The following is a 23,385-nucleotide window of genomic DNA, read 5'->3' on the forward strand; positions in this document are numbered from 1 at the left end:
ATTATTAGGGTGTTATTTTTGAGGGGATTTCATTCAGACGGAAAATTCCAGCTCTGGTTAATCCACTAATTCCATTAAACGATCAATAAATTTTTTCCTAGCATAAAATTGACTGATTGTTAAGTCCATTACTTGTTTATATTTCATATGGTCCATATATGATTTTTCACGAATCATTCGATTCCATTCCCGAAAGATATCTGCTGGATAGGCTAATGCATATAAAAAAGCGGCCTCGTGTAAGTATTTCTTTATTTGTTTAAGACTGGAAAGTTTTTCGAATGACCAATCAAGATAAGGTAAAATCCTATTCGAATATTGTAAATAATCAAAGGAAGCAGGACCAATGCTGATTAAATCAAAATCAATAAGATTTAATTGTCCGCCTGTATCCCTTAAGAAATTATGATGGGCTACATCCCCATGGAGAATGAGAGAAGGTTCCGTTTGAAAGAAGCTCCGGTTATTTTCCATCCCTTCCAGTGACCAGTCAGCCCAAGCAAGCATTTCTGTAATCACTGGCTCATTGATAAAATAGCCAAGATAGGGAAGATTATTGGAAAAAACATTTAGTCGCTCCGACCATTTTTCGATAAGATGTCCTTTGGGAAGTAAAGTCCGATAGCGTGCTTCAAACGATGCCGTGGTTTGGTGATATTGTTCTAATAACTCAATTCCTTCTTGACGATTCTTATGCGAATGGTACGAAAATACCGATTTATTTGGAGGAATGTACTCCATACATCCAAAGTAGGTTCCTTCAAAAAAAAGCTGATCTCTCATTGGGGAAGTTAAAAATAAATAGGTCTTTGTAAATCCTTCTTTTTTTAGGGTGGTTGTAAAGGCTTCTTGGAGTCTTAGTCTATTATTGGTATGATACCCTTTTAGGACGTAAGTATTTTTATCTGTTCTTAAATAAATAACAGATTTTCGAATCGGAACCATTTGAACGATTCGTTCAAGGAACTGGGATTGAAAATAAGAGAGGAGACGATCAAAATAATCATCGTCTCCTTTTTTTTGATTTGGTGTATTAAAGGCTCTCATCTTGGTAACCCGGCATTCCATAAGGACTTGTTCCGATCGGCCCCATACCATATGGATTCATATACGGAGGCTGTGCTGCATTAACTGGCCCTGTATATGGTGCGCTGTAAATTGGCGGGGTTGGCGGCTCAAAATTTGGTGCCATCGGTTCTTGCTGTTGTATTGGTTCCAGTTGTTGCATAGCTTCCCGCTGCTGCATTGGTGCTAGCTGCGGCATCGCCATCGGTGCCTGCATTCCCGCTGGCATTCCTACTGGTGCCCCTCCACAGCCGCAATCACCTCCAGCTCCTGTTGGAAAACCTTGTGGTGCCTGCATGAACGAACCATGGCCAGCCATTTCTGGAGATTCGAAATGAGGTGGTACGCCCATTGGACCACTCATTTGCGGGTAGCCGAATGGCATTTGTCCATAAGGTACACCCATTCCATACGGATTTCCCATAGCAGGATTTCCAAACATGCTTCCTGGCATTACCTGAGATGGTGCAAAGCCAGCTGGATTTTGTGGCATTCCAAATCCTGAAGGACTTTCCATTGGGAAACCTGTTGGCATTTGACCAAAGCTTCCTGGCATTTGCTGGCCAAATCCTTGTGGCATTTGTCCAAAGCTTCCTGGCATTTGCTGGCCAAAGCCTTGTGGCATTTGTTCGAAGCCTCCTGGCATTTGCTGGCCAAATCCTTGTGGCATTTGTTCGAAGCCTCCTGGCATTTGCTGACCAAACCCTTGTGGCATTTGGCCGAAGCCTCCTGGCATTTGCTGACCAAACCCTTGTGGCATTTGATCAAAGCCTCCTGGCATTTGCTGACCAAAGCCTTGTGGCATTTGATCGAAGCCCCCTGGCATTTGCTGACCAAAGCCTTGTGGCATTTGTTCGAAGCCTCCTGGCATTTGCTGACCAAATCCTTGTGGCATTTGTTCGAAGCCTCCTGGCATTTGCTGACCAAAGCCTTGTGGCATTTGATCGAAGCCTCCTGGCATTTGCTGGCCAAATCCTTGTGGTGATTGACCGAATGCGGATGGATCATAAGGGTAACCCATTGGCGCCTGGGGTGATTGTGCACCCATTACTGCCCCCGGATTATAGGCAGGATTCATAACAGGCAATTGCGGCATAAAGGATGATTCATCATCGAATTGCGGTGCAACAAACGATGTTCCGGCAACAGTTGGCGCTGCCCCTGGATTGCCTGGGAACCCACTTGGCATTACCGGCGGCGTTGGAATCGCCCCACCTTGCCCTTGTGGGTAAGGCATATATGGCTGTACTGGCATCGGGAATCCACCAAATGGAGGACAGAATCCTGGCCCCGGCATGATTGGAGTAACTGGAACACAATAATCCTGTTGCGGTGCTACCTGTTCAGGAGCTTCCATTACTGGCGGCGGTGCAGGAACAACAGGTGTTTCTTTGATTGGCATTTCTTTGATTGGTGCTTCTTTTATTGGCATCTCTTTGATTGGTTTTTCTTTGATTGGCATTTCCTTAATCGGCATCTCTTTGATTGGCATTTCTTTAATCGGCATCTCTTTCTTTGGTACTTCTTTGATCTCAGGCAGGATATTGGCTGGTTTAGGCGGCAATTGTGGTTGTTGTACTGTCATATTTTGCATGTTCATCATGTAATAATTGTTAATATCTATTTCTGGGACGATTTGTAGGGGCATTTTTGGAGTATATGGTGCTTTTGGTGCTTCCTTGATTGGAGCCTCCTTAATGGGCGCCTCCTTGATTGGTGCTTCTTTAATTGGTGCTTCCTTAATCGGCATTGCTTTGATTGGTGCTTCTTTTATGGGTTTCTCTTTGACTAACGGCTGCTCAGCAAGCGGCTGTTCTTTCTCCGTTGTTCCTAAAGTGATTTTTGTACCGGGTTTAGTTCCCATTGGTGCTTCTTTCTTTATTGTTCCACCTGAAGTTGGGACCTTTATTTTCATACCGGGCATAATCATATCAGGGTTGCTGAGCTGTGAATTCAACTTTTTCAGCTCTTCAAAATTCACTCCGTACTTCTTGGCAATCTTCCAAAGAGTATCCCCTTTCTGTACGATATGGATCTTCACTCTGATTTCCCCTCCTATGGCATAAGTCCATATAGTCTATGTGAAAATGGGCAAAGTGCTATCCTTCTTCACAAAAACTTATGCTATTTTTCAAAAGAATATGAATCCCGCCTGATGAATTCATGAAATATAAAAAGATGCAATCAGGAAAAATTGCATCTTTTTATCTCTTACTATGAATTTATCAGCATCCGCTCGAGAGCCAATTTTGCATTTTCCGCAACCTCAGGACTAACCTGAATGATATTATTTGTCTCCTCAAGTGTATCAAGGCTCCATACCAAATGAGGCAGGTCAATTCTATTCATCGTTAAACATGGACACATATGCGGATTTAACGAAATGATATTTTTATCCTGATGGTTTTGAATTAAGCGATTAACAAGGTTCATTTCTGTACCGATTGCCCAAGCCGTTCCCGGCTCCGCGGTTTCGATGGCCTTAATAATATAACTCGTTGAGCCTGCCATATCGGCTAATTCTACTACTTCGCGGCGGCATTCCGGATGAACAATGATTTTCATCTTAGGATATTTATAGCGAGTATCAATCACATTTTGTACCGTAAAATTTTCATGAACCGAACAATGACCTTTCCAGAGGATGACCTTAATTTCTGACGTGTCACCTTCAAACTCCAGTTCATTTGTAATTGGGTTCCAGATTGCCATTTCGTCTAATCCTACCCCTAGTTCGACGGCTGTATTTCGGCCAAGATGCTGATCGGGTAAGAATAAAATTCGTTCCTTCATTTCAAATGCCCACTTAACCATCGTCTCGGCATTAGAAGAAGTAACCGTTGCCCCGCCATGTGCACCAACAAACGATTTAATGGCTGCTGTTGAGTTAACATAAGTTAATGGAAGAATCGTATCACCAAAAAGTTCCTGAAGCTTTTCCCAAGCTCTTTCAGTCTGCTGAAGATCAGCCATATCAGCCATCGAACAGCCTGCGCGCATATCAGGCAAAATTACCTTTTGGTTTTGATTCGTTAAAATATCCGCTGTCTCTGCCATAAAATGTACACCACAGAACACAATAAATTCAGCGTCAGTGTTTTTTGCAGATAATTGTGCTAGTTGTAAAGAATCACCAGTGGCATCAGCAAACTTGACCACCTCATCCTTTTGATAATGATGACAAGGGATATAAAGACGAGAACCTAGTTCCTTTTTGACCTCGATGACCCGATCTTCTAGTTCTTCTCTCGACATTTGTTTGTATTTTTCAGGAATCATATTTTTTTGTAAAGCGGCTAGTAGATTCATGTTACTCGTCTCCTTTATTCCATTGCACTTTTACACTGATATCTAGTGCTTTATAAGAATGAGTTAAGTACCCGAGGGAAATATAATCGACACCCGTGTCACGATAATCAGCAATATTCGCCAATTGGATTCCGCCAGAGGCCTCAGTAATAATCGTCGATGGAACCAATTGAATGAATTCTTTAATTTCATCGGGGGTCCGGTTATCAAACATGATTACATCTGCCCCTGCATTTACCGCTTCCAGCACCTGAGCTTCCGTTTCCACTTCGACTTCCACTTTCACCATATGACCCGCCTTTTTTCGAACCGCTTCTACCGCATTCGAGATGGAACCAGCAAAAGAGATATGGTTATCCTTGATCATGACCCCATCATATAATCCGAAGCGGTGATTATAGCCGCCTCCACAGCGAACGGCATACTTTTCAAGCATGCGAAGCCCTGGAGTAGTTTTCCGAGTGTCACATATTTTCGTATGGCCGCTATCCAGGGTATCGACCGTTTTTCGTGTGAGCGTGGCAATCCCGCTCATACGTTGGACTAGATTCAGGATCACTCTTTCTCCTTTTAATAAATCAGCTATTTTCCCAGAAACTTGGGCTAATTTATCACCATAGTTAATTGCTTGGCCATCCTTCACAAACACATGCGTGGAAATTTCGTTATTTAGCAGCTGGAAGCCTGTCTTAATAATTTCCTCTCCACAAAAAATCCCTTGATCTTTTGCAAGAAAAACAATTTCTCCATTTGTTTCCTCTGCAAAGATTAAATCAGTGGTAATATCCTGTTCCCCGATATCCTCTATAAAAAACTTCTCAAGTTGCGAGCGCAGTTTCAATGTGTTCATTGGACTTTTTCCTTCCTTGTTTCAAGTTATGAATAATTGATTTTCTTAACCAATGGTGATTATCTTCTTTCGGGCAATCACTTCGAAAGTGCCCTCCCCGGCTTTCTGTCCGTTTTAAAGCTGCATCTGTCATTAGCTTGGCAGTGACCAGCATAAAAATCTTTGTTATCTGTTGCGTTGTACAGGTATCCAAATGGATCGTTTCGGCCCTGAATTGCTGTAACCAGGCTTGCTGTTTCTTTAAATTCCCTTCATTACGAACAATTCCCACCCGTTCCATCATTGAATCCTTAATTTGTTGGACATGCGGTAAATGTATTGCTTTCTCTTTTTTAGGATGACAATCAGGAAGTATTGGTTCTACTTGGGAACCTTGCCATCCTTCATTTATCCACTTCGATAACTGTTTCCCTTGAAATAATCCCTCTAACAAGGAATTACTTGCAAGTCTATTCGCGCCGTGTAAACCTGTACAGGAGGCTTCGCCGATTGCATATAGTCCATTTAGGGAAGATCTTCCGATTAAATCGGTTTTAATTCCGCCCATTAAAAAGTGGCTTCCTGGAGCTACAGGGATTTTCCCATCTTCAATCCGGATCCCGTTGTCCTCACAAAGGGATGTAATCGAAGGAAATCGTTTCCTAAATTCTTCAATGGAACTTATATCCAAATAGATCTGCTTTCCTTTTTTCAAGTATTCATATATTCGTTGGGAGACGATATGTCTCGGCCCGAGATCTTTTAAGGGGTGAACGCCCTCCATAATGCGGGTCCCATCTTCTGTAACGAGAATGGCACCCTCTCCTCTGACAGCTTCAGAAACTAAGCCCTTTGTTTCACCGTTTATATATAAAAGTGTGGGATGAAATTGGTTAAATTCCATATCAACGATGTCCGCACCGGCTAAATAAGCCATGGCAATCCCATCACCACTGACGGTTTTGGCGTTAGAAGTGTAAGTATATAGCTGACCACAGCCCCCCGTTGCGATAATGACATGCTGACCATAAAAATAATGGATGGATCTTTTAGAAGTTTTTGCTTTAACACCAATACATCGGTTTTGTTCGTTATTTAAGAGTAATTCATAGGCGAAGACATTTTCTTCGACAGTGATATTTCGCTTTTGCTTGAGCACAGTAATCAGATACTCCATGACGTTTTTACCAGTGGCATCACCGCCGCCATGAACTATTCGCTTTTCACTGTGTGCCCCTTCCATCCCAAGAAACAATTCACCCTGTTGATTTTTATCAAAAATCTCGCCATGGCGTGCCATATTCTTGATCAGTTCCGGCGCCGCAGTAATAATTTCCTGAACCACATCTCGATTGTTGTGAAATCTTCCCGCTTCAAGTGTATCGACCACGTGTTTAGAGGGATGGTCATTCTTCCCCAGTGCAGCCGCAATCCCGCCTTGAGCAAGATAAGAATTGGCCGTTCGTAATTTTTCCTTTGTGAGTATCCTCACATTTAAATGGCTAGATAACTGAACAGCCAGCTGCATGGCGGCTATTCCACTTCCAATTATTAATACGTCATCATTTGTCATGTTGACCCTCCTGACATAACAGGTGTCTTGACATATATATTTACATAGAATTAAACTAAAAACAAGTATTTTTATAGAAAAGTAGAAACACCCCGTCCTAAAATAAGAAGAATGGGAGAAGAATCATGAAATATTTTGATTATGCAGCGACCACTCCACTAGACACAGAAGCAGCTGAGGTATATGTAAAAGTGGCAACAGAATACTTTGGAAACTCCAGCAGTCTCCACGATATAGGCGGACAATCAGCTGCCTTACTTGAAAATTGCCGCGAAGAATTGGCCAATTTAATGGGAATTGATAAAAATGGGCTGTTCTTTACAAGTGGCGGGACAGAAGGGAATTTTTTAGCAATCGAGGCATTATTGTCCTCCACTAAAAAAGAGGGGAAACATATCATCGCAGGCATGGCGGAACATTCATCCATCCATGGAATCCTAACTAGATTAAAGGAAAAGGGATATGAGATCACCCTGCTTCCGCTTAATGAAAACGGACTGATTGATCACGAACAGTTGGTCCATACAATTAAGCGAGAAACTATTTTACTCATCCTGCAGCATGTGAATTCTGAAATCGGCACCATCCAGCCAATCGATAAAATTGCCAAGATTTGCAAGGACAACGAAATCCTTTTCCACAGTGATTTTGTTCAGTCGTTTGGAAAAATAGATATAAAAAGACTAGCACCACTTGTCAGCAGTTTTACTTTTTCAGGCCATAAAATCTATGGCCCAAAAGGCATTGGTGGAGTATACGTCGATCCTCAGCTTAAATGGGAGCCTTTTTTTCCAGGCAGTTCTCATGAACGCGGATTTCGTCCAGGCACTTTAAATGTTCCTGCCATTGCCGCGATGACAGTTGCTGCCCAGAAAATAATCGCAAAATTGCCAGAGGATTTAAATAGATATGAATTACTTCGGAAAGCTTTTATTAAAACACTTGAGCCGATTGAAGAAAAGGTGAAAATATATCAAGCAGCCGATACCTCTCGGCAGCTCGCCAATATCATCGGGCTCCGAATTTCTGGTATTCAGGGTCAATGGATGATGCTTGAATGTAATCGGCATGGATTTGCCATTTCAACCGGCAGTGCCTGTCAAGTCGGCAGGCAATCCCCCGCAAAAGTGGCTCAAGCCCTAGGTTTAACTTCTGACGAAGCAAAAGAATTTATCCGTATTTCTTTCGGTCAATCAACGCGCTTGGAAGATGTGGTTGAACTGGGGGAGAGGATCGTGAATATCGTTCATGCCTTCGAGGCAGCTGCGGTTATATAAAAAATTTAAACTATGCTAAAATAGGGAAACAGCAATAGAAAATAGGAGGAATTATATGGTTGAGCAAAAAAAAATATTGGGAGAAGAAAGGAGGTCCTTCATTTTACAACTACTAAAAGACAGTCCTGTTCCGGTGACAGGAAGTGAATTAGCCAATCAAACGAATGTAAGCAGACAAGTGATTGTCGGAGATATCACGCTTCTTAAAGCAAAGAATGAACCCATTATTGCCACGAGCCAAGGTTATATTTATTTAAAGCAAAACACCAGCACTTATTCCTTTGAAAGAACAATCGCCTGCAGACATTCACCTGATGACACCGAAAAAGAACTAAATTTGCTCGTTGACCATGGAGTATTAGTGAAGGATGTCAAAATTGAACACAAGGTTTATGGAGATTTGACGGCCTCAATTATGGTTTCTAATCGCCAAGAGGTGAAACAATTCATGGCAAACTTGCACAAGACCAGAGCAGCCCTGCTATCTGAACTAACCGAGGGAATCCACCTTCATACGATTTCAGCATCTAGCATCCAAGTCTTAGATGAAGCAGAAAAAGCATTAAAAGCAGAAGGCTTCCTAATTGAATCATAGTAAAACCTCACAAAAAAAGGACCCTAAAATCGGGTCCCTTTCTGTTTAGTCTAAACTCACCAAAACAGATGGATAACTGCCAAGTAATGTAACACCGCAGCCTAATGCTTCTATTTCTGCTATTGCTCCTGGAATCAATACATCATCCAATTTCATCTCGAGATCAATAATGAAAAAGTAATTGCCAATTCCTGTTTTCATGGGTCTTGATTCAATCTTTGATAAATTCAATTTTCTCCAAGCAAAGGCAGATAATACCTGATGAAGAGCTCCAGCCTGGTCTGATGGAAGTGTAACCATCAGCGTTGTTTTATAATGGGTTGATTCACTAATCTTCTGAAAATCAAGTTCTTTCTCGGAAAGCACAACAAATCGCGTATGGTTATAATCAAAATCATGGACATTTCTTTTTACAATCGATAACCCGTATTCCTTTGCGGCGAGTTCATTGGCGATCGCTGCAATTTTCAACTCAGGATGTTCCATTACCATTAATGCCGCAGCCGCTGTTGATGAGACGCTTTCAAATGGGACACCTTTTAAATGGTTATGTAAAAATTTATGACATTGGGCAATAGCATGGGAGTGACTATACACCCTGCTGACATCCTGCCAATTTTCCTGATTATCTGGATGTACCATCAAATGCTGCTTGATCGGCAAGGTGATTTCACCAATAATGGGTATTTGGACTTCTTGTGTTAAATAATCGAGTGTAATATTCACTGAGCCTTCTAGCGCATTTTCAATTGGAACAACAGCCAAGTCTACTTCTTTATCAACTATGGCATCCATGCTTGCAGGAATTGTTTGATAGGGCTCAAGTTCATATTCTTGAAATACCTTTTTTACAGCTAATTCTGTGAATGTAGCTTTTGGTCCTAAGTATCCAACTTTCACTGTTTTCCCCACTCCTTATTTTATAAAAAGAGAGCTGAGAGCCGGTGGTAGATTGTCCTACACACCTGTTCCCAGCACTTCTACCTTCTCTACAAATTCGAGTTTCCTAAGCTCCTCAAGTAACTTATCTATTTCCATCGTGATGTTTGAAGTGTTTAATGAGAGTGTTACATTTGCTCTGCTTTGCAGCGGAATCGTCTGGTGAAGGGTGACAATATTGCAGCCTGAGTTTGCAACGACACTGAGCAAGTGTGACAGCGTACCTGAGCGATCTTCCAAATGAAAGAAAAGTGTAATAATCTTTTCTTTTTTAATGGTTGAAAACGGAAAAACAGTATCTCGGTATTTATAAAAGGCACTTCTGCTTAAATCTGCTTTTTGAACAGCTTCCGCAATGGATTCCGACTTCCCTCTTTCCAGCATTTCCTTCACATCTATTGTTTTTTTCATGGCTTCCGGCAAAACATCTTCACGTACTAAGTAAAATTTTTTATCCATTTTATCACTCTACCTTACTCTCTTTAGGACACGTTCTCTTCTACTCAATAAACTCAAATTCAAACTCCATTAATTTCACAATATCCCCGTCTTTTGCTCCTCTTTCCCTCAAGGCTTCATCTACACCGAGACCACGAAGTTGACGTGCAAAACGGCGAACAGATTCTTCTCTCGAGAAGTCTGTCATCTTAAACAGCTTATCTGTCTTTTCACCAGATACGACAAATGTGCCATTCGGTTCTCTTGTAATTTTAAATGCTTCTGGTTCTGCCTCATGCTTATAAAGAACACGGTGCACACCCGTTGTTTCATCTTCTTCATTATGCTCAAGTGGAAATTCAGGTGTTTCCTCAATCTTATCAGCAACAGCATACAATAATTCACGAAGACCTTTTCTTGTTACAGCTGAAATTGGGAAGATCGGATAATCCTCATCGAGCTGTTCTTTAAACTTTTTCAAATTTTCCTCGGCTTCCGGCATATCCATTTTATTGGCGACAATAATTTGCGGACGCTCAGTCAAGCGCAAATTATATTCACTTAATTCACGATTGATGGTCTGGAAGTCCTCGAATGGGTCCCTGCCTTCCATTGCAGACATATCAATGACATGAACAATTACCCTTGTCCGTTCAATATGACGCAAGAATTGATGACCTAAGCCTACACCTTCACTAGCCCCTTCAATCAAACCTGGAAGGTCAGCCATGACAAAACTGCGCCCATCTTCTGTTTCGACCATACCAAGATTCGGAACAATCGTTGTAAAATGATACTCCGCAATTTTAGGTTTTGCCGATGATACAACAGATAAAAGCGTTGACTTCCCTACGCTTGGAAATCCAACAAGACCCACATCAGCAAGCAGTTTTAATTCAAGGATTACTTCCCGCTCTTGACCAGGTTCTCCATTTTCAGAAAGCTCCGGCGCAGGGTTTGCTGGGGTGGCAAATCGTGAATTTCCGCGCCCGCCACGGCCGCCTCTGGCAATAATTGCTTGTTGCCCATTTTCAACTAAATCTGCAATCACTTCTTTCGTCTCGGCATCAATTACCACTGTTCCAGGCGGTACCTTGACAATCATATCCTTTGCACCGGCTCCGTGCTGGTTTTTAGACATGCCATGCTCCCCGCGTGGTGCTTTAAAATGACGCTGATAACGGAAATCCATTAATGTGCGCAAGCCTTCATTTACTTCAAAAACAACATTGGCACCTTTCCCGCCATCCCCACCTGCTGGACCGCCTTTTGGTATATATTTTTCTTTACGGAACGCGACCATTCCATTACCGCCGTCTCCGCCTTTTACATAAATCTTCGTTTGATCAACAAACATCTTATTCCTCCAGTCTGCAATTCAAATCAAAAAATGTCACGAAAAGCATCTTAACTTTTCCTACTTTTTTGATAGGGTATATATACTTCTAATGCGAATTCACTTTCTGATAAGTCCTTGACCACGATGTCGAGTAGACCAAATGGTTTGGATAGGAATTCAGTCAGTACTTCGCTTTTTATTATTATCCCGCTAAAATCAAAAAAGAAACGAATCCCCTTTGATTCCGGGTCTATTGTTACGGATAAATGATTTTCCTGAAAGGCTTCGATCGTTTCATTTAAACATGTAAATAAATGGGATGACCACTTTGTCAAAAGCTCCTCATTGATTTGATCTACTTTCTGATCATGAAGGACTTCATATTCAAGTTTAAAGGAAGGATTCTCCCAATTTGATTTTAACAAGAGTGAGGCAAACAAAGGCATTTTCAAATTCGAAAGTTTTGACTCGTGCTGCGTTTCGATAATGATTTCATCGATGACCTCTTTTGCCCGGTCGATTCGATTTAAATCCAAGTTCCCCTTTATTAATTGAAGCCTATTTAACCAATCATGCCGAGCATGCCGCAACACTTCAACAATATCCCAATCTTTCTCCATACGTACACTCCCACATTAAGTGTCACAACACTAGTTTGCTGATAGTATATCAAAAAATGAACCATGAGTAAGCTTATTTTGTGATGAAAGTTATTTAGAGGCAAAAAGAAGCATCTACGTAGCGTTTCCCGAAGTATAATATGGAAGGAAAAATTCGCTGGAAAAAAGAAAACTCTAACCAATCAGGTTAGAGTTTTCAAAGAATCCTTAAGCTTCTTGAGCTACTGGATAAACGCTCACTTTTTTGCGATCACGGCCGACACGTTCAAATTTTACAACGCCGTCAACTTTTGCAAAAAGAGTATCGTCGCCTCCACGGCCAACGTTTTCACCTGGGTAAATCTTTGTACCGCGTTGACGGTAAAGGATTGAACCACCAGTTACGAATTGTCCGTCTGCACGCTTAGCACCAAGGCGCTTTGCGATAGAGTCACGTCCGTTTTTTGTAGAACCTACACCCTTTTTAGATGCAAACAACTGAAGATCTAATTTTAATAACATTTATTCCACCTCCTGCTTTTTGAAGGTAATCTTTATGTGCTTTCCGTATTCTTCTTCAATCGCCCGTAATGAAACAGCCATCCCTTCGAGAAGAATTTGCACTTTCTCTTGCGTGTTTTCTGGAAGACCTTCCGGAATCACACAGCGGAGAAAACCATCTGCTCGATGTTCCAGATCAGGAGTGACACCAGTTAGTTCATGGACCGCATTAATCGCACCAACAGATACGGCTGATACGCCTGCACAAACAATGTCTTTCCCACGATCTGCAAACAATGCATGTCCGCTCATTTCGAATGAATGAATCGTTCCGGACTCAGTACGATAAATCGTAATGTTAATCATCTATGATCCAACACCTTACGCGTTGATTTTTTCGATGACTACTTTAGTGTAAGGTTGACGATGACCTTGCTTCTTACGGTTGTTTTTCTTCGCCTTGTACTTGAAAACAATGATTTTCTTTTGACGGCCTTGTTTTTCAACTTTAGCTGTAACTGTAGCACCTGCAACAACAGGAGAACCTACTTTTACGTTTTCACCGCCAACGAAAAGAACCTTGTCAAAAGTAACTGTTTCACCAGCTTCAACATCTAATTTTTCGATGTAGATAGCTTGGCCTTCTTCGACTTTCAATTGCTTACCGCCAGTTTCGATAATTGCGTACATGAACTGCACCTCCTTATAAACTCAGACTCGCCATACACAGGCGCTTTAAACTTTAGTTAAAGACTTAAGACCTGTTCTGTGCGGTTGTAGCACGGGTGCGCTACAAACATAACATTAAAATCCTAACATATTCTAGGCAAAAGTGTCAATAGAATTTTAGAAAGATCATTTATCATCCAACCCTTTTGAAGCAATCTCATTTTTAGTGCCAAACTGTTTAATCACATAATAATGGCGGTCAGACGGCTGAATGGAGAAAAATAACTTTAGATGTAATAGATCTTCTAATGCTTCCCTGTGGGCTTCATTTGGCCCTAGCAGCTGTTCTTTCACCTCAGCGGTCGTTTCCACCAGGACAGCTTCAAATTCAGAATAGCGGTGCTCTAATAGCTCTCGTTCAAGCCGAAAGCCTACTGTTTCTGGACTGAGAATCCGGCCCGTCCCCTCGCACACTGGACACTTCACCTCGAGTGCCTCTGAAAGAGTAACCTTCGTTTTCTTTCGTGTTAGTTGAAGAATTCCTAACGGCGTAAAGCCAATGATTTTTGTTCTTTTTTGATCCTTAGCTAATTCCGATTCGATAAGTGCATAAATGGCCTGCTTGTCCTTTTCACGTTTCATATCGATAAAATCGATGAGGACGATTCCGCCAATATCGCGCAGACGCAGCTGACGCACGACTTCCTTCGCAGCCAACTGGTTTGTTTTTAACACGGTTTCCTGATAATCCGTCTTCCCGGAAAATTTGCCTGTGTTCACATCAATAATCGTCAGTGCTTCCGTTTCATCAAAAATCAGGTAGGCGCCTTGATCAAGCCAGACCATTCGTTTGAGTGCTTTATCAATTTCATGCTCGATCTTATGTACTGAAAATATATTTTCTTTACCGCTGTAATAACTATGTTTAACCCGATTATTCTGCTTCTCAGCCAGCTTTTTTAGTGATAAGTCATCGACGATTACCTCTCCGTCTGACATTTTCCCTACCTTATCCAAAATCATTTCGACGAAAGTATCTTTTTGAAAAACAATCCCTGGCTTTTTTAGGCCTGTTGTTTTCTGTAGCAGTTGTTGATATTGCTCACGCAGGTTGGCTAGTTCAGTGTGTATTTCTTCTTCGGTACTTGAAAGGGAGGAGGTTCGAAAAATCATCCCTTCTTCGTCTGTCTTTAAGTGACTGCCAATTCGCCGTAAGGTTGCTTGCTGTTTGTCATCAGCAATTTTTTTTGAAACGGCTACATACCGACCCTTGGGCATGTAAATCAGATTGGGACCCGAGATTTCAACAATCCCCGTTACTCGGGCACCTTTCGTGCCAGTTGCATCCTTGTCGACTTGAACAAGCATTTTTTCCCCTTGATGGACGAACGAGCTGACGTTTTTTTGTTTATCAGCGGATTGGAGATACGAAGGAAGAACATCCCGGTGTAAATACGCATTTTTCTCCTCGCCAATATCTATGAACACGGCATTCATGCCGGGCAATACTTTCGTCACTGTCCCAAAATAAATATTACCGACCAGTGATTGATGTTCTGGCCGGTCAAAGACGATATTTTCCACACGGTTATCCTTTATATAAGCCAATCGCTTTTCCCGTGAGTTGTAGTTAACTATTAATGTTTCCAAACAAGCGACCTCACTTTTTTCTTCTTATTATACCTTTTTAATGGGCCATGATAAACTTGCTAGTTGATTTCCGCTCCAGGCGCTTCGCTTTCCGCGGGCGGTCCGGGGAGCCTCCTCGGCGCTAAAGCGCCTGCGGGGTCTCCCCTGCCCCGTCCTCCCGCAGGAGTCTCGCGCCTTCCGCTCCTATCAACATAGTATTAATAATAAGAAAAGAGAAGGTCGCTGATTTTGTCGGTTAGGCGTTTTTCGGTAAAGTAGGCGTGTAAGAGCTCGTTTTCATCTAGCATCCCTTTTTCCTTGCCATCGGCTTCGACGATGATTGGATGTTTGCAGCCGCGTTGAAACTTTTCTAAAACGTGAATAAGTAAATCCTCTTCATTGGCCTCAATTGGTTTCAATGTTTGCAGACTCGATTTCTTGCCATAATAGCGCTCCAATAAAAATCGCATAAAGATAAAGCGGCGCTGCTTCCACTCATGGTAGAGCGAAAAATATAGAAAGGCGATGATGACCCAGACATTAATATGGGTTGGAGCTGCAGCCACAATAACCAGCGAAAAGATCGACAAGCTAACCAAGGAAAGGATAAGCGTTAAGCGATGGGCGCTCGGAAAGGAACTTTTTAAGGAAAGCAGTAAGAATACCAGTTTCCCGCCATCAAGCGGCCAAACAGGAAAGAGATTGAATACGAATATCATTAGATTATAGCTAAAAAACAAGTGAAAAAGGTCCACAGATATCAGGTCCATGCTAACCAATCCATAGGCTAAGGCCACCATCCACACATGCTGGAGCGGCCCTGCTAGAACGACAATCATCTCTTCTTTTAACGGGCGATTGCCATGCTCATCCATTTCGGCAACCCCGCCAAACGGCAGCAGGGTGATTTTTTTGATTCTCCATGAAAAAAAAGAAGCCGCAGCAGCATGCCCCAATTCATGAATGAAAATGATCCCAAGTAATAAGCAAACCTCAAGGAAATGAGCTGTGGCAACTGAAAGTGCAATGACAATCCATAACAATGGATGAATAGTAATTAGTCGTAGTAAAGTAATGGCTCTATTCAAAGTCAATCACCTGAATTGGGTCGATAAATTTATCATCTTTTTTAATGGCAAAGTAATATTTACCTTTGCTTTTATCCTCACCTGTGGATCCAGAGACAGTGCCAACTACTTGTCGTTTTTCAACATACTCATATAATTTAACGTCGATTTTATCTAAATTTCCATACCATGTTTCCGTTTTATCGGCATGTTGAACGACGACTGTCTTTCCCAGACCTTCCTTTACACCTGCAGACATCACAAAGCCCTCATTAATCGTTTGTACGGACGCCCCTTTTCCCGTTTCAATCATAATTCCCTGCCCGTTCTTTTCGAAGTTTTCGAGGATTTTTCCCATTGCTGGAACGGAAAACTCAGTTTCAGCCACCCCTTTTTTCTCCGTTTGATCTTTATCCGAAAAAGGCAAGAGGGCTAGAGGTTTCCCAAATTTGCTTTCGTACCAGTTTGATACCGTCGCAAACTTAAAATCCTGGTCCATTGTTTTAGTCACCATAGCTCTTGCAGGATCAAAGGCAGTGGAATGGTTCCGAAATAATATCGCAATCACTAAAAACAGGAGGACTGAAGATAAAACTTTGAAAAAGAAAACTTCCTTCTTAAATAATGGATGACCATCCTCGCCGTCACTCCCTCCTGGAGGGGTATACTGATGAAAGCCATATTTTTCATCGTCACTAGGCCATTCAATTTGGCGGTCGGGACTTTTTACAGATGTAGTGCCATTATCATTTTTTCGCTTGGCGATTCGTCGCCGAATTTCTTCCGGTGTAGACCGCGCCATTTCCATCCACCCTTTTCACACTAATTTGTACAAGTCTATGAGGGCGAATGAAAGAGTATGTCTTAAAAATAAAACAACCTGTCCACAAGAGAGTGGACAGGCTGATATACAGCAGCATTTTTTTAACGCACACCAAAAAACTTTTTAATTTTGGTAAACATTCCTTTGTCTGCATTTTCGAGTGACTGCAGCGGGATGGATTCACCAAGAATTCTCCTGGCAATATTTCGGTAGGCAATCGATGCTTTGTTATTCGGATTGAGGGCAATCGGTTCCCCATGATTCGAAGCTTTAATTACTTCATCATCATCAGCAACAATACCGATAAGTTCGATGGAAAGATGCTGAGTAACCTCATCAATCTCGAGCATATCCCCATTCTTCACCATATGATTTCGAATCCGGTTAATCACTAATTTAGGAGATTCCATATTCGGCTGTTTCTCCAGTAGACCAATAATCCGGTCCGCATCACGGACAGCAGAAGCCTCTGGTGTTGTGACAACGATTGCCTTGTCAGCCCCAGCAACAGCATTTTGAAAACCCTGCTCAATACCGGCTGGGCAATCTATAATTATATAATCATAGTCCTGCTTTAATTCGATGATTAGTTCTTTCATTTGCTCTGGCTTCACGGCAGATTTATCAACGGTTTGTGCTGCTGGCAATAAGTATAATAAACCATCAAAACGTTTATCCTTTACAAGAGCTTGATGGACTTTGCATCTTTTTTCAACCACATCGACAAGATCATAAATAATTCTATTTTCAAGTCCCATGACCACATCCAAGTTACGAAGACCGATGTCAGTATCTACTAAACATACTTTTTTTCCTTGAAGGGCTAATGATGTGCCGATATTAGCAGAAGTTGTTGTTTTCCCTACTCCACCCTTACCGGATGTAATTACGATTGCCTCTCCCACTTTAATGTCCCCCTTCTAATCTCGTTAAATTAGGTCTTAATTGGATTAATACTTGTAATCTATCAACAATGATTTGACGGTTTTCATCGATGTATGCGCATTCCATTTCCCGCTTTTCATTGCTTTGAAGGCTGTCTGGTGCACTATTTAAGCAATCACTAATTCGAAGCTGAGAGGGCTTCATACTAGAGGCGGCAATGATTGCTTCATTATTGCCATAGCAGCCTGCATGAGCGATTCCCTTTAACGTTCCCATGATAAAGATGTTTCCACCTGCAATGACTGTCCCGCCTGGATTGACATCGCCAATTAACAGCAGGTCACCAGGAACTTCGAGGACTTGTCCGGAACGAATAATTCTCGAAACAGTCATCACCTCTGTTTCGGCCAATAATTCCTCAGCTTCATCCTTAGTAATTACATTCGATTCAATTTCATCCACAACAAAATTCTTTTTTTGGCGAATTAATTCTTTTAGTTCTTCCCGCTGTGGTTCGGTTAAATAGCGGTTACCTATTTCCACTTTGACAGAGGTTAAATGACGCTCATCCTGTGTACTGGAGTTGGCTGAAAGTTTATAATCAAGTTCCTTTTTTAGTTCATCGTAAGAACAACTATCATCAAGATGAAGGACAAGTCCTTCCTTCGTCCCTTTTATTGTAACATTTTGCCGTTTTTTCATGGAGAATTTTTCACCTCATAATAAGAAAGCAATTTCGAAACAAGTCCATTCGAGAGGAATATGGCTCCTCTAACCTATTTCGAATCAATAGTCATACTATCCTAATAAAATTTCGACACGATGCGTCCATTCTCCTCTTTTTTAATGAAAAATCATTCAGCTCTTATTGCTTCTGAATGTTTCTCAAAAAGCCACTTTAATGGGTAGGCAGCAATGAGCGTAACAACAGCATTTAGGATAAGGCTTGGGTAAAAACGCAAGTTCATATAGCCGATAAAATCCAAGTCTGTAACATGGATTAAATAGTTCATTTCATACACACCAATCTCTAGTAGTGAGACACCGAAGATGGCCGCAAGAAAGGCCGTAATAAGATTGGCTTGTAAAACCTGCAATAGTTTATAAATCAGATAAGAGATAAATGGAAATAGGAAAAAGTAAATCCCGATAATTTCAACATATACGACATCATATAAAAGTCCAAAAATAGCCGCATAAATAATTCCATGTTTTCTTCCGACAAAAATCGTTAAAAACAAAATAGCAATAAAAAGAAAGTGTGGGACAAATATTCGTTCAAACCCAAAAACCTTTTCGGGTAAATACTCCACAAAAAGACTTTCTACAATAAAAAGCAATAGAAATAAAAGAGGAAGAAGGAATTTTCTCACAAATCTTTCTCCTTCCCATCTGTTGATTCCATATTCACTGGCTGGGTCATTAATCTTTTTATGACAATGACATTTTCAATATCATAAAAGTCTGCACCCGGCTGCACTAAGGCCGTTTGATTTAACCCATATTGATCAGGCTTTACGTCAACCACTTTACCAATCAGCAACCCTTTCGGAAAAACGCCGCCTAGACCAGAAGTGATTACTTTTTGCCCTTTTTCAATTTTTTCACCGGATGGTATTGCCTTAATTAATAATAATTTCCGTTTGTCATCAAATCCTTGGACAAATCCATAAACATCTTTCTTGCCCTGCACAACAGCAGATATACGATTTTTTGGATCCATTGCACTTAATAGTTGGATGGTTGAACTAAATTGTGTTACATTTTTAACTTTACCAACCAAGCCGGTTGCCGTAACAACAGCCATATTTTTCTTGATGCCGTTTAGTTTGCCTTTGTCGATAATAATCATTTCATGCCAACGATCAGGGTTTCTGCCAATTACGGTAGCTGGTAATGGTTTGAAGTCTCTCAGGGTTCTTTTTTCACCGAGAATGTCACGTAATTCTTTATTATCTTGTTTCAGTTCTTGTACTTGTGCTTCAAGATTGACAAGATTTTCGACCCGCGATTTTAATTCTTTATTCTCATCGTATGTATTTTGCAAATCCTGGAGATTTTCAAAAAAGCCTGTCACAAAATGAGTAGGCTTTGAAACCAGGGATTGAACCCAGCCGGTGGTATCTTTTAGAAATTGCTCCGGCCAGGATAGTTTACTTCTCTCCCTTAAAGAAAACCCAATCAATGCCACGAGAACAATGATGCTGACAAGCAAAATAATCAGACGTTTATTCAGAAAGAACTGTGGCATGATTATACACCTCTATTTTTTTCTAGATAAAAAGTATCGTTTTTTTATTTGAATAATCCTTATGTGCCGAATAGCACAATCTACATTAACGTGAATCTCTTGATTTATTTTTAAATAAATGAATATGATCCAACGCTTTTCCTGTCCCAATGGCCACACAATCAAGCGGATTCTCAGCAATCAGCACCGGCATTTTCGTTTCTTCACTAATAACCTTGTCCAAATTGCGGAGTAATGCACCGCCGCCGGTTAGAACAATCCCGCGGTCCATAATATCTGCCGCAAGTTCAGGTGGTGTTTTTTCCAATGTATTCTTGACTGCCTCGACAATCGCAGAGACGGTATCTCTTAATGCTCCAGCAATTTCTTTGGCTGTGATTTCAATCGTCTTTGGCAGGCCGGTTAATAAGTCTCGGCCGCGAATTTCCATATTGTCGACACCCTCAGAGTCCCCTGCCGAGCCAATCTCCATTTTAATAGTTTCCGCTGTACGGTCACCGATCATCAAATTATAATTTTTTCGAATATAAGTAATAATCGAATCGTCCATTTCATCGCCAGCTACTCGAATGGATATGCTTGTAACGATGCCGCCTAATGAAATGATGGCGACTTCAGTAGTTCCCCCGCCAATATCAACCACCATGCTGCCGGTTGGTTCCCAAACTGGTAAATTAGCACCAATTGCTGCTGCGAACGGCTCTTCAATCGTATACGCATCTTTAGCCCCAGCTTGTTTCGTTGCATCGATGACAGCACGTTCTTCAACTGCAGTAATCCCGGAAGGCACACAGACCATAACGTAAGGATTCCCAGTAAACACGTTTTTACTTTTTTGTGCTTGACGAATATGGTACTTCATCATGGCCGCTGTGGTTTCAAAATCAGCGATTACTCCATCCTTCATCGGCCTTAGTGCCACAATATTTCCCGGCGTCCGTCCAATCATATTTTTCGCGTCGTTTCCTACCGCGACGATGTTTTTTGTATCTGTCTGCATCGCCACAACGGAGGGCTCACGCAGGACAATTCCTTTTCCTTTTACATATACAAGGGTATTTGCTGTCCCTAAGTCAATTCCAAGATCTCTTGCTCTAATTCCAAACATAGTTTTGTATCTCCCTTTCTGAACCGAATGCAAAAACACCAATAGATAGATATTCACTTTACTATCATGTCTATTTTCCTAATATTTATCTAGTTTAATCTTTAAGAAGTCCTAAAAAATCATAACCATTATTATAACTCAACGTCAAATAAAATCATAGTTTATAAATAACCTTTTTCCTTAAGACTCACAAACTTATTTTCACCGATGATCAAATGATCGAGTAAATCAATGCCAATAATCTTTCCGCATTCGACCAAACGCTTTGTCACCTCTATGTCCTCACGGCTTGGAGCGGGGTCTCCGGAGGGATGGTTATGGACCGCAATAATTGAGGCGGCAGACCTCTTTAACGCCTCGCGGAAGTAGGGTAAGAACCCGGCGCCTTGCTTAGTTTCCTAAGTAGGTTTCCAAGAACTCCCCCCCAAACCGTACGTACTCCTCTCAGAGTATACGGCTTTCCATTTATCAATCTAACTTCCCATTATGCAAGTCGTGATGGCATTTTACACACATTGCAATTGTTTTACGATTCCTTGCAATCATGAACTGTTCCCACCGCTTTTTGCCTTCTAGGTTTTTGAGTTTTTTGACATGGTGCATTTCTAATGGCGTGTTCTCCACTCCACACCATTCGCATTTTTCTGCTAGAAGGCGTTCAATGAGACTTGTTCTGCCACCAAACTGTGCTGTATTGAGTTCTATATCAACCTCTTCATTACTAATTGATGTATTTTTCTCCATTCTTTGATCGATGAAATTTGCAATACGTTTCCCTTCCTTTGTTTCATAACGAATACCAAATTTCCCGTTTATTGAATATTTGCTTATTATTTTACTAACGGTACTTTTGTAAATATTGGCATAGGTCTTTATCATGCTAAATTTCATTATTTGACGGAAGGATTGTAGAACATGTACATTACTAGCTAATCTATAGTAATTATACAGTCCTCTTATTTCTGCATTGTATTGTCTTATAATTTCCAAGTCATCGCTGTGGAGCATATTTGTTCTATGAATTGGTTTCCATTGATTATTTTTCCCAAGACTTAAGGCACCTAGACTAATGAGCTTTTTGATGTATTTCTCATGAGGTACAAAAAGTTTGGCTTGAAAGTTGAATTTCCTTTTTTGGGTGCCGTTAGGCATTTTCATTGTTTGCCAATCTCTTGCTACTCTTATATCATAACCAAGAAATCTAGCTGTATTTTTACTGTGAGTAATCAACGTTTTTTCCGCACTTAGCTCAAGTTTCAGTTTTTCAGCCAGAAAGACAGTTAAATCTTGTTTGATTATTTCTGCTTCTTCTTTACTTGCTATGACACCAATAAGAAAATCATCCGCATATCTCACATACTTCATTCTTCGATAGTTAGGGTCAAATAGGTCTTTGCTGTCATGTTTAATTAATTCTTTATATAATGCCTTTAATTCGTTAGCTCGTTCAGTCCTGCTCTCTTTATCTAAGTTTGACCATTCACGTTTATTCTTATATTTACGATGATTTATTTTTGATGCAAGGTTATGATAGACAAGATTATACTTCCGTTTATCACCTTTGTTGAATTTAGATGTGTATTCCTCCACATATTTATCTAATTCGTTAAGGTAAATATTCGACAGTATAGGGCTAATAATGCCACCTTGTGGGGTGCCACTGTAAGTTTTATGAAAAACCCAATCTTCTACATAACCAGCACGTAGAAATTTCCAAATTAAGTTGATGAATTTCTCATCCTTAATTCTCTTCCTCAAGATGTTGATAAGAGTATGATGGTCAATATTATCAAAGAAACCTTTTATATCGCCTTCAATAAACCATCGGGTCCCTGTGAATGTGTTTTTGATTTGTTTGAGTGCAGTATGACAGCTCCTGTTTGGTCGAAATGCATGTGAGTTTTCAGAGAAACTGGTTTCATATATACTTTCAAGAATCCTTCTGACAACTTCCTGAACTAATTTATCTTCAAAAGTAGGTAATCCCAAGGGTCTTAGTTTGCCATTCTTTTTTGGGATATAAATTCTTCGTGCAGGGTTTGGCTGATATGTTTGATCTCTTAGCTTTTCAATAAGATTATTTATTCTTTTTAAACTCATTCCATCTATTGTATCTTCATTGATTCCTTTGGTGTTGCTACCTTTATTTGGGTAGATTTTATCGTATGCATCCAGGAAAAATTCAATATTATATAGATTCCGATACAAACGCTGAAAAGTATATTCTTTTTCTTTCACCTTGGAAGTCAGACTGTTTAATACTACTTTCGGATTTCTCATAGAGCCTCTCGCTCCTTCCCAATTTGGTATTAAACCCGATAAACTGCTCTCCTTCGCCATGTAATAGGCTTTCCCTATCTCAGACTACTACGAGAGCTCCGTTGCCATATTGGATATTCAGACACATTTGTCATAGCCTTTTACGGCGTTCCAACTTAGGCAATCCCCATTTAGACATTTAGAAACAGGCTTTTCATAGTGTCGGATGT

The 23,385-nt window shown here is 40.9% G+C and carries 22 protein-coding genes, 2 pseudogenes and 1 other annotated feature; of the genes and pseudogenes, 2 read left to right on the forward strand and 22 right to left on the reverse strand.

Translation table 11 applies throughout. The features are described 5' to 3' along the window. Positions 1–57 precede the first annotated feature (57 nt). The 5 genes and pseudogenes from COJ96_RS20335 to nadB form a co-directional block, all read right to left on the reverse strand. Positions 58–1,068 (reverse strand): aminoglycoside phosphotransferase family protein, encoded by a 1,011-nt coding sequence (locus COJ96_RS20335; protein ID WP_257148574.1) that lies wholly within the window; start codon positions 1,066–1,068, stop codon positions 58–60. A gap of 1,884 nt (positions 1,069–2,952) precedes the next feature. Continuing rightward, positions 2,953–3,106, reverse strand: a pseudogene (safA, locus tag COJ96_RS29625) (SafA/ExsA family spore coat assembly protein); the annotation flags it as partial. A gap of 173 nt (positions 3,107–3,279) precedes the next feature. Then, positions 3,280–4,374, reverse strand: a complete 1,095-nt coding sequence (nadA, locus tag COJ96_RS20345) for a quinolinate synthase NadA (RefSeq protein WP_098575619.1) — start codon at positions 4,372–4,374, stop codon at positions 3,280–3,282. Between the two features lies 1 nt (position 4,375). Next, complete coding sequence (gene nadC, locus COJ96_RS20350) at positions 4,376–5,224, reverse strand: carboxylating nicotinate-nucleotide diphosphorylase (RefSeq protein WP_098575620.1); 849 nt, start codon at positions 5,222–5,224, stop codon at positions 4,376–4,378. Then, positions 5,193–6,776, reverse strand: a complete 1,584-nt coding sequence (nadB, locus tag COJ96_RS20355) for an L-aspartate oxidase (RefSeq protein ID WP_098575621.1) — start codon at positions 6,774–6,776, stop codon at positions 5,193–5,195. Before nadB ends, nadC begins: the two co-directional genes overlap by 32 nt. A 125-nt stretch (positions 6,777–6,901) precedes the next feature. Here nadB and COJ96_RS20360 point away from each other — a divergent pair, with 125 nt between their 5' ends. Both COJ96_RS20360 and COJ96_RS20365 read left to right on the forward strand, forming a co-directional pair. Continuing rightward, on the forward strand, positions 6,902–8,053 hold the full coding sequence (locus COJ96_RS20360; protein WP_098575622.1) for an IscS subfamily cysteine desulfurase: 1,152 nt from the start codon (positions 6,902–6,904) through the stop codon (positions 8,051–8,053). A 55-nt stretch (positions 8,054–8,108) separates the two neighbouring features. Further along, on the forward strand, positions 8,109–8,648 hold the full coding sequence (locus COJ96_RS20365) for a transcription repressor NadR (RefSeq protein ID WP_098575623.1): 540 nt from the start codon (positions 8,109–8,111) through the stop codon (positions 8,646–8,648). Positions 8,649–8,693: 45 nt separating this feature from the next. On the opposite strand, the gene pheA is transcribed toward COJ96_RS20365, so the two are convergent. From pheA to COJ96_RS20450, 17 genes and pseudogenes are all read right to left on the reverse strand, one after another. Further along, positions 8,694–9,548: a prephenate dehydratase gene (gene pheA / locus COJ96_RS20370; protein WP_098575624.1), complete on the reverse strand. Its 855-nt coding sequence runs from the start codon at positions 9,546–9,548 to the stop codon at positions 8,694–8,696. Positions 9,549–9,605: 57 nt separating this feature from the next. Beyond that, positions 9,606–10,046, reverse strand: a complete 441-nt coding sequence (locus COJ96_RS20375) for an ACT domain-containing protein (protein WP_098575625.1) — start codon at positions 10,044–10,046, stop codon at positions 9,606–9,608. 40 nt (positions 10,047–10,086) lie between these two features. Next, positions 10,087–11,382: a GTPase ObgE gene (gene obgE / locus COJ96_RS20380; RefSeq protein WP_098575626.1), complete on the reverse strand. Its 1,296-nt coding sequence runs from the start codon at positions 11,380–11,382 to the stop codon at positions 10,087–10,089. Positions 11,383–11,432: 50 nt separating this feature from the next. Continuing rightward, positions 11,433–11,984: a Spo0B C-terminal domain-containing protein gene (locus COJ96_RS20385; protein WP_098575627.1), complete on the reverse strand. Its 552-nt coding sequence runs from the start codon at positions 11,982–11,984 to the stop codon at positions 11,433–11,435. Positions 11,985–12,191: 207 nt separating this feature from the next. Then, positions 12,192–12,485 (reverse strand): 50S ribosomal protein L27, encoded by a 294-nt coding sequence (gene rpmA / locus COJ96_RS20390; protein WP_026563442.1) that lies wholly within the window; start codon positions 12,483–12,485, stop codon positions 12,192–12,194. Then, positions 12,486–12,830, reverse strand: coding sequence for a ribosomal-processing cysteine protease Prp (locus COJ96_RS20395; RefSeq protein WP_098575628.1), 345 nt, complete (start codon positions 12,828–12,830; stop codon positions 12,486–12,488). Between the two features lie 15 nt (positions 12,831–12,845). Further along, on the reverse strand, positions 12,846–13,154 hold the full coding sequence (gene rplU, locus COJ96_RS20400; protein WP_026563440.1) for a 50S ribosomal protein L21: 309 nt from the start codon (positions 13,152–13,154) through the stop codon (positions 12,846–12,848). A 13-nt stretch (positions 13,155–13,167) separates the two neighbouring features. Continuing rightward, positions 13,168–13,250: a sequence feature (ribosomal protein L21 leader region), on the reverse strand. 69 nt (positions 13,251–13,319) lie between these two features. Continuing rightward, positions 13,320–14,783: an Rne/Rng family ribonuclease gene (locus tag COJ96_RS20405; RefSeq protein WP_098575629.1), complete on the reverse strand. Its 1,464-nt coding sequence runs from the start codon at positions 14,781–14,783 to the stop codon at positions 13,320–13,322. A gap of 197 nt (positions 14,784–14,980) precedes the next feature. Next, positions 14,981–15,850 (reverse strand): M50 family metallopeptidase, encoded by an 870-nt coding sequence (locus tag COJ96_RS20410; RefSeq protein ID WP_098575630.1) that lies wholly within the window; start codon positions 15,848–15,850, stop codon positions 14,981–14,983. Then, positions 15,843–16,631, reverse strand: coding sequence for a M23 family metallopeptidase (locus tag COJ96_RS20415; RefSeq protein WP_098575631.1), 789 nt, complete (start codon positions 16,629–16,631; stop codon positions 15,843–15,845). Before COJ96_RS20415 ends, COJ96_RS20410 begins: the two co-directional genes overlap by 8 nt. A gap of 122 nt (positions 16,632–16,753) precedes the next feature. After that, positions 16,754–17,557, reverse strand: coding sequence for a septum site-determining protein MinD (gene minD / locus COJ96_RS20420; RefSeq protein ID WP_098575632.1), 804 nt, complete (start codon positions 17,555–17,557; stop codon positions 16,754–16,756). A gap of 1 nt (position 17,558) precedes the next feature. Next, entirely contained in the window at positions 17,559–18,239 is a 681-nt protein-coding gene (gene minC / locus COJ96_RS20425) for a septum site-determining protein MinC (protein ID WP_098575633.1), read from the reverse strand. Between the two features lie 152 nt (positions 18,240–18,391). Then, entirely contained in the window at positions 18,392–18,910 is a 519-nt protein-coding gene (gene mreD, locus COJ96_RS20430; protein ID WP_098575634.1) for a rod shape-determining protein MreD, read from the reverse strand. Further along, positions 18,907–19,788, reverse strand: a complete 882-nt coding sequence (gene mreC / locus COJ96_RS20435; RefSeq protein WP_098575635.1) for a rod shape-determining protein MreC — start codon at positions 19,786–19,788, stop codon at positions 18,907–18,909. Before mreC ends, mreD begins: the two co-directional genes overlap by 4 nt. 85 nt (positions 19,789–19,873) lie before the next feature. After that, positions 19,874–20,896, reverse strand: a complete 1,023-nt coding sequence (locus COJ96_RS20440) for a rod shape-determining protein (protein ID WP_098575636.1) — start codon at positions 20,894–20,896, stop codon at positions 19,874–19,876. A gap of 161 nt (positions 20,897–21,057) precedes the next feature. Then, positions 21,058–21,261, reverse strand: a pseudogene (locus COJ96_RS20445) (JAB domain-containing protein); the annotation flags it as partial. A gap of 103 nt (positions 21,262–21,364) precedes the next feature. After that, positions 21,365–23,176 (reverse strand): reverse transcriptase/maturase family protein, encoded by a 1,812-nt coding sequence (locus tag COJ96_RS20450; RefSeq protein WP_098575643.1) that lies wholly within the window; start codon positions 23,174–23,176, stop codon positions 21,365–21,367. Between the last annotated feature and the right edge of the window lie 209 nt (positions 23,177–23,385).

It is taken from the genome of Bacillus sp. AFS073361 (assembly GCF_002567005.1).
Lineage (GTDB): Bacteria > Bacillota > Bacilli > Bacillales > Cytobacillaceae > Neobacillus.

Coding starts and splice junctions, on each gene's coding strand:
- COJ96_RS20335 (WP_257148574.1), bottom strand. CDS start 1,068: ATGGAATGCCGGGTTACCAAGATGAGAGCCTTTAATACACCAAATCAA.
- nadA (WP_098575619.1), bottom strand. CDS start 4,374: ATGAATCTACTAGCCGCTTTACAAAAAAATATGATTCCTGAAAAATAC.
- nadC (WP_098575620.1), bottom strand. CDS start 5,224: ATGAACACATTGAAACTGCGCTCGCAACTTGAGAAGTTTTTTATAGAG.
- nadB (WP_098575621.1), bottom strand. CDS start 6,776: ATGACAAATGATGACGTATTAATAATTGGAAGTGGAATAGCCGCCATG.
- COJ96_RS20360 (WP_098575622.1), top strand. CDS start 6,902: ATGAAATATTTTGATTATGCAGCGACCACTCCACTAGACACAGAAGCA.
- COJ96_RS20365 (WP_098575623.1), top strand. CDS start 8,109: ATGGTTGAGCAAAAAAAAATATTGGGAGAAGAAAGGAGGTCCTTCATT.
- COJ96_RS20375 (WP_098575625.1), bottom strand. CDS start 10,046: ATGGATAAAAAATTTTACTTAGTACGTGAAGATGTTTTGCCGGAAGCC.
- obgE (WP_098575626.1), bottom strand. CDS start 11,382: ATGTTTGTTGATCAAACGAAGATTTATGTAAAAGGCGGAGACGGCGGT.
- COJ96_RS20385 (WP_098575627.1), bottom strand. CDS start 11,984: ATGGAGAAAGATTGGGATATTGTTGAAGTGTTGCGGCATGCTCGGCAT.
- rpmA (WP_026563442.1), bottom strand. CDS start 12,485: ATGTTATTAAAATTAGATCTTCAGTTGTTTGCATCTAAAAAGGGTGTA.
- COJ96_RS20395 (WP_098575628.1), bottom strand. CDS start 12,830: ATGATTAACATTACGATTTATCGTACTGAGTCCGGAACGATTCATTCA.
- rplU (WP_026563440.1), bottom strand. CDS start 13,154: ATGTACGCAATTATCGAAACTGGCGGTAAGCAATTGAAAGTCGAAGAA.
- COJ96_RS20415 (WP_098575631.1), bottom strand. CDS start 16,631: ATGGCGCGGTCTACACCGGAAGAAATTCGGCGACGAATCGCCAAGCGA.
- minC (WP_098575633.1), bottom strand. CDS start 18,239: ATGAAAAAACGGCAAAATGTTACAATAAAAGGGACGAAGGAAGGACTT.
- mreC (WP_098575635.1), bottom strand. CDS start 19,788: ATGCCACAGTTCTTTCTGAATAAACGTCTGATTATTTTGCTTGTCAGC.
- COJ96_RS20440 (WP_098575636.1), bottom strand. CDS start 20,896: ATGTTTGGAATTAGAGCAAGAGATCTTGGAATTGACTTAGGGACAGCA.
- COJ96_RS20450 (WP_098575643.1), bottom strand. CDS start 23,176: ATGAGAAATCCGAAAGTAGTATTAAACAGTCTGACTTCCAAGGTGAAA.